We start from the raw sequence: 12,862 nt of genomic DNA on the forward strand, positions 1-12,862 counted from the left end.
TGTGGTGAATTATGGAAGCAATGATAAAACTTGTAAATTATTTAAACAAAACAAATCAAACAATATCTACTTGTGAATCTTTTACTGGTGGAATGTTTGCAAATGAAATAACAAATATTTCAGGAGCAAGTAATGTTTATTTAGGATCTTTTGTTAGTTATCAAAATTCATTTAAACAATCAATAGTAGGCGTAGGCGAACGAACTATTAAAAAATATGGTGTCGTATCAGAGGAATGTGCAATTGAAATGGCACAAAATACATTGAAGTTAACTAAATCTGATTTTTCAATTAGCTTTACAGGGAATGCAGGACCATTGGCTATGGAAAACAAAGAAATAGGTTTAGCATATATTTGTATTTGCTCAAAATCAAAATATAAAGTTGTAGAAATTAATGAAAAAAATATGAATAGAATAGAATTTAAAGAAAATGGTTTAACTGTAGCATTAAATCTTTTTTTAGATTTCATTAAATAAAATAATTATTTACCTTAATAATTCATTGGAGGTAAGTAAATTATGAGTAATAGTAAAATAGTAGAGGGGGCTTTAAAAACAATGAGTAGTAAAAATGAAATTTGAAAAAATGAAGCCCTTATTTCGGCTTTAAAAACAATAGAAAAAAACTATGGTAAAGAAGCTTTAGTTGTTTATAATGAAGGCGATGATATTGACCATGATGTTATTTCATCGGGTTCTTTTTTAATTGATCAAGCAATTGGTATAGGTGGTTATCCAAAGGGAAGAGTTGTTGAAATATTTGGTCCAGAATCTTCAGGAAAAACCACACTTGCATTACATGCAATTGCTGAAGCACAAAAACAAGGTGAAATTGCTGCTTTCATTGACGCAGAACATTCTCTTGACTTAAATTATGCTAAAAAAATAGGTGTTGATATAAATAGCTTGTTAGTTAGTCAACCATCTTATGGAGAAGAGGCTTTAGATATTTTAGAAACTCTAGTTAAATCTAATTCTATAAGTTTGATAGTTGTTGATTCAGTAGCTGCTTTGGTTCCTAAAACTGAATTAGAAGGTGAAATGTCTGACCAATCTATAGGACTTCAAGCAAGAATGATGTCAAAAGCTCTTAGAAAATTAAATGGAGTAATTTCAAAGTCTAAAACAACTGTAATTTTTATTAATCAATTAAGAGAAAAAATAGGAATAATGTTTGGAAATCCAGAAACAACGACTGGTGGTAGAGCTTTAAAATTTTTCTCTACTTTAAGAATAGAAGTAAGAAAAGGTGAATCTTTAATTGAAAATGGAATTGTTGTTGCTAACAAAGTAAAAGTAAAAGTTGTTAAAAATAAAGTTGCTGTTCCTTTTAAACAAACACTAATAACAATTGGTTATGACAAAGGAATTGAAAGAATTAATGAAATAATAGAATTAGCAACTCTTTATAATATTTTAGATAAATCTGGTGTTTGATACTCATATGAAAAAGAAAAAATAGGACAAGGTAAAAACGCAGTAAAAGAATGATTAAATAAAAACCCTGATAAACTATCAAAAATAGAATTTGAATTAAAAGAATTTATTGAAAAATCATAGACGCCTCTTATTTTAATCTATTTTTTTAATCTTCATTTTGAAGTATAATATATATGTGTCTAATAAACACACTTATATAAGGAGTAAAAATGGGAATTATTATAGGTCTGATTATTGTATCAGTAGCCTTGATAATATCACTATGCTCATTACTTTATATATTGACTTCTAAATCTCAAAAAGTCTTAAATGAAAAAAAGATAAAAGAAGCAAAAAATGAAAGAAAAAAAATTCTCTCAGATACATATAGAGAAATTAATGAACAAAAAAAGTCATTTGAAGAGAATCTTCAATTTGAAAAAAATAAATTAGAGATCGCTAAACAAAACATTGAAAATGAAAATAATTTATTAATCAAGGAAAGAGCTATTATTATCAAACAACAAGAAGCAATTGATGTTAAAAATACTGACTTGGATAAAAGAATAAAAAATTATTCTGATAAAAGAGAAGAGCTTATAAAAAGATTAGAAATTATTAGTAACATGACAAGTTTTGAAGCAAAAGCAGAGTTAATGAAAAATGTTGAATCAAAAATTCAATATGAAATTGTAAGTCAGATTAAACAAGCTGAAAACTTAGCTCACGCAAGAGCTAAAGAATTATCAAATAATATTATTTTATCTGCAATGGAAAGATTTAAAACAGATATTGTTAATGAAAAAACAACAAATTTAGTTAAATTGCCAAATGATGATATAAAAGGTTGAATCATCGGAAAAGATGGTAGAAATCTTAAAACTTTTGAACAATTAGCTGGTGTTGAAATAATTGTTGATGATACACCTGAAGTGGTAACTATTTCTTCTTTTAATCCGATTAGGAGAGAAATAGCAACAAAAACCTTAGAAAAATTATTAATTGATAAAAGAATTCAACCAATAAAAATCGAAAAGGAATTAAAAGTACAAGAAAAATTAATTGATGAAACTATTTTAGAAATAGGATATCAAGTAATGGATGAGCTTGGTATTCATGATATGGACAAAGAACTTGTTAAATTAGTTGGTAAATTGAAATATAGAACAAGTTATGGTCAAAATGTTTTACTTCACTCAGTCGAAGTAGCTAAAATAGCTTCAAGTATTGCTTCTGAATTAGGTTTAAATGCCAAACAAGCGCTTAGAGCAGGATTACTACATGATATTGGTAAAGCAATTGATTTTGAAAAAACAGGTAGCCACGTATTCTTAGGCGTTGAAGTAGCTAGAAAATATGGTGAAGATGAAGTTATTATTAATTCAATTGAAGCTCACCATGAGGATGTTGCTAAAGAGAGCGAAATAGCTGTCATAGTTGCAATAGCGGATGCTATTAGCGCTTCAAAACCAGGTGCTAGAAATAATTCAATAGAAGATTTTATTGTAAGAATGAAAGAAATTGAAAAAATTGGGAATAGTATTCCTGGAATTTCAAAAACTTATGCATTTCAAGCAGGAAGACAAATCAGAGTTATTGTTGATCCAGTAACTACTGATGACAAAGACCTTGCTGGTATATTAGAAACTCTAAAAAATGACTTAAAAAATAGTGTTATTATCCCAGGTGAAATAACAATTACAGCAATAAGAGAAAAAAGAGAAATCTTAGTATTTAATTAAAAGGTTGATAAACCTTTTTTTGTTTGTCTAAAAGATTTAAAATTAATGTAAATAGGAATAGAGGGTCTTTATATGAAATTTGCAACAATTGGAACTGGATGAATAGTAAAAGAATTTTTAGATGCTGCAAAGGATTTTGCTGAGCTTGAATATTCTATTTGTTATAGCAGAAAAAAAGAAACAGCTTTAAGTTTTTTAAATGAAACAAACAATACAAATACTAGAATACTTACAGATTTAAACGAGCTAGCAAAATCTGATTGTGATTTTGTTTACATAGCATCTCCAAATGGATTACATTATGAACAAACTAAACTTTTATTGGATAATCATAAAAATGTTATATTAGAAAAACCAGCAACTTTTAAAACACAACAAATAATTGAATTAAAAGAAATTGCCAATAAAAATAAAGTAATTTTAATGGAAGCAACAAAATCTGTTCACGTTGATGAACTTAAAATTTTAGAAAGTTTTATAGAATCTAATAATGTTAATTCGGCTATATTTAATTTAAATCAATATTCAAGTAGAATGCCTGATGTAAAACAAGGAAAGTTTAATTCTGTTTTTGATTTTGAACTTGGTAAAGGATCATCTTTTGATTTAAATGTTTATCCTGTAGAACTTGCAATTAAACTCTTTGGAAAAGTTTCAGATGTTGTTGCAAAAAATGTTAGATTAAAAAACAATGTTGGAATTATGAATCATTCAATTTTGTCGCATGAAAATGGAATAATAACTTCTATCACATGTTCAAAGAATAATTTTCAATCAATAAACTCACAAATTTTTGCAGAAGATAAAAATGTAGAAATTAAAAACATCACATCAATAGATGAATTTACAATAAACAATTCTATTTTAAGAGTTGCTCCACTTAATATCAAAATTTCTAAATCAAATGCAATGTGATATGAAGTAAAAGATTTTATTAATCTAATATTAAATAAAGATTTTGAAAAAATGAATTATTGACTTGATATAACAATAGAAACCATAAGAGTACTTGAAATTATTGAAAATAATAACTAGGTTATTATAAAAGAAATGAGTAAAAAGCATTTAATACTTTATAATTATTAGTATGAATAAAGAAATAATATTACAAATAGTTAAAGAAAATAATGAAATGATATCAATTAATAGTTTAGCAACGAAGCTAAACTATTTTGATTTACCAAAATTAGAAGATTACTTAAAAGAACTGAACGAAGAAAATATTCTTGCTTTCACTACTGAAAAAAATGTTTATTTATTGGGTGGTTCTTTTAAAAAAGGAAACTTGAGAATGAATCCAAAAGGATTTGGATTTGTAAACGACGTATTGCAACCTGAAGAAGAGGCTTATTTTGTTCCCCCTGTTAGTTTAAATGGATGTTTTGATAGTGATGAAGTTATTTTTAAAGTTGTTAAAGACCAAGAAAAAACAAGAGCTGAAATTGTTGAATTATGTTTAAGGGTTAAAGAATTTTTAATAGGAGAAATAGTAAGAAGTTTTGATGGTAAGTTTTTAGATTTTATACCTAGTGATCAAGCATTTACAGGTTTTAGAATTAGGATATTAAATAAAAAAGAATTTCCAATTCAAGAATACCAAATTGTCAAAGCTAAAATAATATCAGTTAAAGAAAGATTATTATTTGTAAGACTTAAAAAAGTAATAGGTGATGCTAGAAAAGCTAGTGATAGAATTTTATCCATTGCTGAAGAATTCGAAATTAGAACAGAGTTTGAAAAAGCAACTTTAAAAGAGGCAGAAAGAGTAAATGTTCCTGTTGAGCATGAAGTTGATGAAATAAACAGAAGAATGAAAAATTCATTATTAGATAAAATGGTTGTTACAATTGATGGAATTGACTCAAAAGATTTAGATGACGCAATATGTGTTGAAAAATTAGAAAATGGTGAATTTAAATTATATGTTGCTATTGCTGATGTTAGTCATTATGTTGAACCAAAAACACCATTAGATAAAGAAGCATTAATAAGAGGTAACTCAACTTACTTAGCTAATAGAGTCTTACCTATGCTTCCAAAAATTTTAAGTGATGATTTATGTTCATTAAATCCAAATACAAAAAAATTTGCATTAGCATGTGAAATGAAGTTTGATAAAAATGGAATTATGATTAGTAAAGAAGTTTATGAAACAATTATGATTTCAAAAGTAAGATTAAACTATAATGAAGTTAATGAATATATTGCAAATAAAACATGAAATCATTGCGAAGAATCAAGAACAATGATTGATCAAGCAATTGAACTATTTAAATTAATTGAACAAGTAAAAATTAAACGTGGAACAATTACTTTTGATGTTAGAGAACCAAAAGTAATAATGGATGAAAATAGTAACGTTATTGAAATTAAAGCAAGACAAACTGGTGAATCTGAAAAGTTGATTGAACAATTTATGGTTAGTGCAAATGAAGCTGTTGCTGAAATAGTTTATGAAATGGAATTACCATTTATTTATAGAAATCATGATAAACCTGATGAAGAAGATTTAATTACATGATATCAATCATTGAAATCATTTGGGATTGATCCTAAATTAACACCATTGGAAATGTTAGATCCTATAAACATTAATAAAACATTAAAAAGAATTAGTGAACAAACCAAAGATCCTATTGAAGAAGAATTATTAAACTTATCTCTTTTAAGATATATGGCAAAAGCTAAATATGAATTAGAAAATATTGGGCATTTTGGTTTATCAAGTAAATGTTATACCCACTTCACTTCACCAATTAGAAGATACAGTGATTTAATTGTTCACAGATATTTAAAACAATACATCATTAATAAAGATTATGATCAAAAAGCATTAGAAATGAATGAAGCATTTATCAAAAAAGCATCAGTAATAATTAATGAAACAGAAACAACTAGCGTAGACTGTGAACGAGAAGTAGTTAAAGCTTGTACAGTTGAATATATGAGCGATAAAATAGGAAATATTTATGAAGGAACAATCTCTGTAGCATTAAAATTTGGTATTTTTGTTCAACTTGAAAATATGGTAGAAGGTTTGGTTCATATTTCAAATCTTGAACCTAACATAGTTTATGATGAAACTAATAAAATACTAATTAAACATGATAATACATTTTATAGAATGGGACAAAAAGTTAAAATTAAAGTTATAAGCGCTGATATTAGAAAAAGAAAAATTGACTTTATTTTAGTTAAATAAAAGTAAGGAGGTTCTTGTTATGGGTGAACATGTTATTGCATTAAACAAAAAAGCAAAATTTAATTATGAAATACTTGAAACTTGAGAAGCAGGAATTGAACTTTACGGACCTGAAATTAAATCTATTAGAAATCATGAAGCAAATATTGCTGAAGCATTTATATTAATCAGAAAAAAAGAAGCATTTTTAATAAATGCAAATATTAAAAAATATGATTATGCAAATTTTGTAAAAGGTATAGATCCTTTACGAACAAGAAAATTGTTACTACATAAAAAGGAAATTAATAAAATTTTAAAAAGAGTAATGCTAGAAAAACTTACAATTGTACCTTTAAGACTTTATTTAAAAGGCAATTATGCTAAATTAGAAATTGGTTTAGGTCGTGGTAAGAAAATACATGATAAGAGAGAAACAATTAAAAAAAGAGATATTGAAAGAAAAGAAATGCGAAAATATAAATATTAGGAGAACAATATGAATAGACAACAAACTATTGGATTAATTATTTTATTAATAGGTTTAGCATTTTTTATAGGTTTTGGTTTAATAGCATTGTTTTATAGAAAAACTATTAAGAAGTCTGATGATTTTTTAACTGAAAAAAAATATGTAGGTATGCGAGAATTTACAAAGACAAATTTTACACTTTTTCTTTCTTTATTTGGTTTAGTATTAGCAATAGCAGGATTAGTATTTTTAATCTAAAGGAGTATTATGGAAAATAGCACAAATATGAATTCTCTTCCTTCATGGGGAATAGCAATTTTAATAGTAATATTTGTCATAGCTTTAATTATTGCTTGTTGGGGTTTTTTATCAGGTTTTAATTTAAAAAGAAAACATTCTACAACTTCTTCTTCAATTGTTTGAAATGAATTATTTGTGAATAAGAAAGCAATTAAATTTGATCAAACTTTTAATATTAACAAAGGTATATTTGCTTTAACTTTTGCTAAAGTTGAAAAAAATGATTTTTTCCTGCCTATATATATATTTGAGACTGATGATTTTAAACGTGAGTCAAAAGAATTAATTTCAAAAATAATTGAAAATGAGTTTGAAACTATAAACAATTATATGAAAGAAAATAAAAAGAATTTAAAAGATATATTTTTTGTCCAATTAGAAGAAAAAACTTCTGATTTAAAAAAAGAAGAATGAATTAAAAAAACCGGAAGCAAAAATAGAGGTTTTAATACATAACATGGTTTTATTTGGAATAATTTCCCAAATAAAACCTTTTTATCTTTTTTTATGTGAAAATATACAATGAGGTGCAAAATGGAAACAAACAAATTATTAGGATTAATTATAATGATTATCGGTCTATTAATAATGGTGATTTTTGGTGTGTTAGCTTTTTGGGTTAAGAACAGATCAAAGATTCATGATGAGTTTTATAGAAGAAATAAAGAAAGTCAAACTATTTGAGAATTCACTAAAAAGAATTTCCCTATTTTTCTATCTTTATTTGGATTTGTTATGGCGTTTTCAGGATTAATGATGTTAGTCTAATTTTGCACCATTAAAAACAAATTATGAAAGGGAAAAAAGATGAAAAGTTTTTCTTCTATTGAATGAAAAAGTAGTGCTAAAAACTCTTGAGAAATGTTCAAAAAGGGTTGTGGAAACATTATGCCTACACTTTCAAAACTAAGTAAAGCTTTCCTTTTACCTATTGCTTTACTTCCAATCGCGGGAGTATTCTTAGGTGTAGGGTCAGCTATAGCTTCAAATTCAGTTGATGGTACTTTTGGTTATTTCTTAGGATCATTGCTTAATAAAATGGGTGATGTATGTTTTGGGAACTTACCAGTACTGTTCTGTATTTCAGTTGCCCTTGCATATACTAAAGACTCAGGAATTGCAGCTATTACAGCTGTTGTAGGTTTCTTAGTTATGAATGGTATGCAAGCAGCGTTATTACATACTCAACAATTAAACATTGATACAACAAACTTATGAGTACAAACAAGTATCGATGAAAATGGTAAAGCTGTTTGAGAACATTTTACTAGTGTAGTTGTAGATGCAAACGGAAAAGGTAAAATTAATTGAGCAGACTCTTCAATTAATTTACAAAATATAATGGCTTGAGGAATTGGTTCTAGTGAAGATAATCTTCGTATGGTTAATTCAAATTTTGAATTAATTGATGGAGCTGGATCAGTTTACTATTCATTATTATGAATTAATAAAATTCCTAATGGTTTAATTACTTCAAATATTGGTGTAAATTCATTAAATACAGGAGTATTTGCAGGTATTTTCGTTGGAGCTATCGCAGCTAAATGTTACAATAAATTTCATCAAACTCAATTACCATCAGCAATTAGTTTCTTTAGCGGAACAAAATTAGTTCCGATTGTAACTTTTGTTGCTGTTATACCATTATCATTTATTTTTATGTTTATTTGACCATATGTTGGTATGGGATTAGCAGCATTTGGTCAAGCATCAGGAAAATTACCTGGTGGTTTAGATTCATTTATCTATGAAGTAGCAGAACGTTCATTAGTTCCATTTGGACTACACCACGTATTCTATGCTCCATTATGATGGACAAATGCTGGAGGTTCAATTGCTGAAGCATTCAACAAAGCAACTCCAGAACAACAAGCAGAATTTGTTAAAATTTGATCAGCAAATCATTCAGTTTTAGCTGAAACACTTTTAAACGGTGTTTCAGAAGGATTAAAATTCCAAACAATTAGAAATATGATTTCAAGTGATTATCCTGATTTATGAAAATCAATGGGTGATCAAACTATGGCATATTCAGTTATCGCAAAAATTAATGTATTAAACTTTACAGACTTAGAAGCTTTAGGGTTAAACATAGGTAGATTCCAATCAGGTAAATTCGGATTTATGTTATTAGGATTACCAATGGCTGGATTAGCTATGTGATTAAACGTACCTAAAGAAAACAGAAAAGAAGTTATGGGAATTTACTTCTCAGCAGCCTTTACTTGTTTCTTAACAGGTATTACAGAACCAATCGAATATACATTCTTATTCTTAGCACCATGATTATTCTATGGTGTACATATGCCTTTAGCAGCTATTTCATTCTTATTTGCTGGGTTATTCAAAACTCACGTATCAATGACTGTTTCTGGAGGATTTATTGATTACATCGTATTCGGAGTTATCCCTTACTTTGGATCAAAAGCAATGTCAGCTAAATCAGCATTTGCAATCTTAGGAGTTTCAGCCGCAATGGCGCCAGCTTACTTCTTCGGATTCTACTTTGCAGTAAAATACGGAAATGTTATGGTACCAGGTCGTGATGGAAGTACAAACGTGCAATTAGCAACAAAAGCTGAATATAAAGCATCAAAAGGATTAAATGTTGATGGAAGCAAAATTGAAGAGGGAAAATCTACAAAAGCATCTGCAAAAGATGCTGTTGAAGAAGCAAGAATTCAAAAAGCTACAAAAATCATCGAATTCTTAGGTGGAGAAGCTAATATCGTTGACGTTGATGCATGTGCTAGCCGTTTACGTTTAACTGTTAAAGATGGATCTTTAGTTGATAAAGATGGAATTATTTCTTTAGGTGGAGCTACTGGAGCTCTAATTAGAGGAACAAATGTACAAGTTGTTTATGGTGGAGAACAAGAAGCTATTAAACCTCGTATGATTAAAATCTTAGATGAACAAAGAAAATCTAAAAAATAGTAATATTTAAAAATAAAATGCTTATCGTAAGATAAGCATTTTTTATTTGAAGTAGTTTTCTATTTTTTCTTTTAAATATTCTTTTTCTTCAGTATTAGTGAATGTTGAATTTAATGTTTTTAATAATAGATTTTTTCATTTTTCTTCAGATATTTTATTATTTTGATTAACTAAAAGATAGTTATCATTCAAAGTTGTAGGTCCAAAATATGCAGGGTCATCAGAATTTATTGAAAAAGAAATATCATTGTCTAAGAAAACTTGAATAGGAAATGTTTTTGGGTCAAGTCAAGCTTTTGAGTAAAAATTAGGCAAAGGACATAATGATAAATGTATTTCTTTTTCTTTAACTAATTTTAATGCTTCTAAACTTTTATGAATATATAATCCATGATCAATTCTATCAGGGTTTAAAATATTTATAACCTCAATTGGGTCTTGTTCAAAACTATTTTCAGCAGCATGTGTTGTTACATTTAAGCCTAGATTCCTTGCTTTATCAACAACTGGTTTAAAAATGGCTGCTCAGTTTTCAATTTCATTAGAATCAAAACCTATTCCAACAATTTTTTTATTTTCAATAGCAAGTTTTGACATATCTAAAATATTTAAAGCTTCATCAACGCTTTCATCTTTCAAAAAACACATAATTAACTTTGCTTTTAAATCAAGTTCTTTTTCTGCTTTTTCTAAAGCTTGATACAAACCATCTATAACATCATCTAAATGAATGCCTCGTTTAATGTGAGGTTGTGGATCAAAGAAAATCTCAGTATAGATAACATTTTGTTTTTTTGCATTTTTCAAATGATTTCAAGCTAAATCAAAAAAGTCTTGTTGATTCTCTAAGACAGCCATATTTTTATAGTAGTCTTTTAAAAAATCAGACAAACTAGTAAAAACGGGTGGCTTTGATAATTTTTCTAAGTACATAGGATCAAAATTTAATTGCTTTTGTTCAATTTTAGCTAAAACTGTTTTAGCTTCTAAAGTCCCTTCTATATGTACATGTAATTCAATTTTTGGCATATTTTCAATATTTTTCATACAACTCCTTTATTTAAAAATATGAACTTATAATATCAAAATACTAATAAACAAAAGGTATTTTTGAAACACAATATAATTACTTTTTTATGTTAAAATAAAAAAAATGTGTCGAATAAATATGAATAATTTTTTATTTTATTCATTGTGATATTAGTCAAAATAGAGGTACTAAAATGAATTGAAAAAACACTGAAAATAAGTTAAATGAATTTATAGATAATAAATTATTTAATGGGGTTGTATTAAAAATAACTAATGAAAACAAAACAATTTATTTTAATAGTTTTGGGTATTCAAATCTTGAGGAAGAAGTTAAAATGAACAATGACAACATATTTGCATTGTATTCAATGACAAAACCAATTACAGTTATTGCATGTTTACTATTGATACAAAGAGGATTATTATCTTTTGAAGATAAAATTTGTTATTTTTACTCAGATTTTAATGAAGAAATTAAAATAAAGCATTTATTGAATATGACATCTGGATTGACTTATTTTTGAAATAACTCAGAAAGTGGAAAAGAAATTAAAGATGCTTTTGACTTGGTTGAAAATGAAAATATATCTTTACAAAATTTTTGTGAAAAAATTAGTAAAGCTAAGGTAATTTCTAAACCAGGAGCTGAGTGACATTATGGTGTTTCACTCGATATCATCGGTGGAATAATTGAAAAGATTTCAAATCAAGGATTTAATGATTTTGTTAATGAAAATATACTTGCACCTTTAGAGATGCAAGATACTGCTTTTTATATAAAAGATTTAAATAGAAAAACACAAGTATATGAATTTAAAAAAACAATAGATGGAAACAAATTAGTTTCTAATAAAGATTTTCATTTCCTTATGCCGTTTACAAATAAACAACCAGCAGCTTCATTGGGTGGCAGCGGATTATTTTCTACAGCTGATGATTACTCAAAGTTTTTGAATTTCTTAATAGATGGAAAAATCAATGGAATACAATATTTAGAATCTGAATTACTTGAAGAAATGAGAAGCGATCAATTAAAAGATATCAAAGAAACTTTTAAATGAACTTTTAATAAAGATTATTCTTATGGATACGGAGTTAGAGTAAGATTGAGAAATGAATTAGACCCTTTAACAGAAATTGGGGAATTTGGTTGAGATGGAGCTTTAGGCAGTGCTGGGCTTGTTGACCCTAAGAATAATATAACAATGACCTTTTTAAGTTCTAGTTACCCAGGTAATAATAGAATTGTTCAAACAGAATTATTCGGTGCTGTTTATAAAGATTTAAGAGAACTTAACATAATAAAATAAAAACCTAGTTATTTCTAACTAGGTTGTTTTTTCTTAATAATGGTGGAGATGGTGGGAATCGAACCCACGTCCAAAATACCGAATCATATAAATTCTACAGTTTAGATAATTTTCTAATTTGCTATATTAAATAAAATTATCAAAAGACTAATATAACATCCGTAATTGAGTTTCAAAATTATTTATTACGATCATAATTTCTATTGGAATTGGTATGTACAATAATTAACAGATTCCAAGACTATTAAAAATTGCCAAACGTATATTTGTATTTAAGTCAAATTAAGCGAAAGCGTAATTTGCTTGTCCAGCATTTAACATAAATGTTGGAACTTCGTTTGTGTTTTCTTCGTTTTTGTTTGCATTTTATCAAACCTAGAAGTATTATGGTCTACCACACCACTGCTATTATATGACCAGAGTATCCTGTCGAAACCAGGACATCCCCATAAATTTATTATACAATA

12 protein-coding genes and 1 other RNA gene are annotated in these 12,862 nt (G+C 27.0%); 11 read left to right on the top strand and 2 right to left on the bottom strand.

What is annotated here, in order from left to right; translation table 4 throughout:
* Positions 1-11 precede the first annotated feature (11 nt).
* The 10 genes from MFL_RS01085 (at position 12) to MFL_RS01130 (ending at position 10,053) form a co-directional block, all read left to right on the top strand.
* On the top strand, positions 12-479 hold the full coding sequence (locus MFL_RS01085; protein WP_164919776.1) for a CinA family protein: 468 nt from the start codon (positions 12-14) through the stop codon (positions 477-479).
* Between the two features lie 42 nt (positions 480-521).
* Positions 522-1,562 (top strand): recombinase RecA, encoded by a 1,041-nt coding sequence (gene recA / locus MFL_RS01090; protein ID WP_011183103.1) that lies wholly within the window; start codon positions 522-524, stop codon positions 1,560-1,562.
* Between the two features lie 89 nt (positions 1,563-1,651).
* Positions 1,652-3,163, top strand: a complete 1,512-nt coding sequence (gene rny / locus MFL_RS01095) for a ribonuclease Y (RefSeq protein WP_011183104.1) — start codon at positions 1,652-1,654, stop codon at positions 3,161-3,163.
* Between the two features lie 72 nt (positions 3,164-3,235).
* Complete coding sequence (locus MFL_RS01100; protein WP_011183105.1) at positions 3,236-4,198, top strand: Gfo/Idh/MocA family protein; 963 nt, start codon at positions 3,236-3,238, stop codon at positions 4,196-4,198.
* Positions 4,199-4,250: 52 nt separating this feature from the next.
* Positions 4,251-6,365, top strand: coding sequence for a ribonuclease R (gene rnr / locus MFL_RS01105; protein WP_011183106.1), 2,115 nt, complete (start codon positions 4,251-4,253; stop codon positions 6,363-6,365).
* 19 nt (positions 6,366-6,384) lie between these two features.
* Positions 6,385-6,834 (top strand): SsrA-binding protein SmpB, encoded by a 450-nt coding sequence (gene smpB, locus MFL_RS01110; protein ID WP_011183107.1) that lies wholly within the window; start codon positions 6,385-6,387, stop codon positions 6,832-6,834.
* 9 nt (positions 6,835-6,843) lie between these two features.
* Positions 6,844-7,074, top strand: a complete 231-nt coding sequence (locus tag MFL_RS01115) for a hypothetical protein (RefSeq protein ID WP_011183108.1) — start codon at positions 6,844-6,846, stop codon at positions 7,072-7,074.
* 9 nt (positions 7,075-7,083) lie between these two features.
* Complete coding sequence (locus MFL_RS01120) at positions 7,084-7,572, top strand: hypothetical protein (RefSeq protein ID WP_011183109.1); 489 nt, start codon at positions 7,084-7,086, stop codon at positions 7,570-7,572.
* Between the two features lie 78 nt (positions 7,573-7,650).
* The gene (locus MFL_RS01125) at positions 7,651-7,884 is read left to right on the top strand and encodes a hypothetical protein (RefSeq protein WP_023025545.1); all 234 of its coding nucleotides are present in this window, start codon (positions 7,651-7,653) and stop codon (positions 7,882-7,884) included.
* Positions 7,885-7,923: 39 nt separating this feature from the next.
* Complete coding sequence (locus MFL_RS01130) at positions 7,924-10,053, top strand: PTS transporter subunit EIIC (RefSeq protein WP_011183111.1); 2,130 nt, start codon at positions 7,924-7,926, stop codon at positions 10,051-10,053.
* Positions 10,054-10,095: 42 nt separating this feature from the next.
* Here the strand turns inward: MFL_RS01130 and add are convergent, their stop codons facing one another.
* The gene (gene add / locus MFL_RS01135) at positions 10,096-11,100 is read right to left on the bottom strand and encodes an adenosine deaminase (protein ID WP_011183112.1); all 1,005 of its coding nucleotides are present in this window, start codon (positions 11,098-11,100) and stop codon (positions 10,096-10,098) included.
* A gap of 176 nt (positions 11,101-11,276) precedes the next feature.
* Here add and MFL_RS01140 point away from each other — a divergent pair, with 176 nt between their 5' ends.
* Positions 11,277-12,395, top strand: coding sequence for a serine hydrolase domain-containing protein (locus MFL_RS01140; RefSeq protein WP_011183113.1), 1,119 nt, complete (start codon positions 11,277-11,279; stop codon positions 12,393-12,395).
* A 40-nt stretch (positions 12,396-12,435) separates the two neighbouring features.
* Here the strand turns inward: MFL_RS01140 and ssrA are convergent.
* Positions 12,436-12,843: a transfer-messenger RNA gene (ssrA, locus tag MFL_RS01145) on the bottom strand.
* Positions 12,844-12,862: the final 19 nt, after the last annotated feature.

The sequence above is a fragment of the Mesoplasma florum L1 genome, from assembly GCF_000008305.1.
GTDB classification, from domain to species: Bacteria; Bacillota_I; Bacilli_A; order Mycoplasmatales; family Mycoplasmataceae; genus Mesoplasma; species Mesoplasma florum.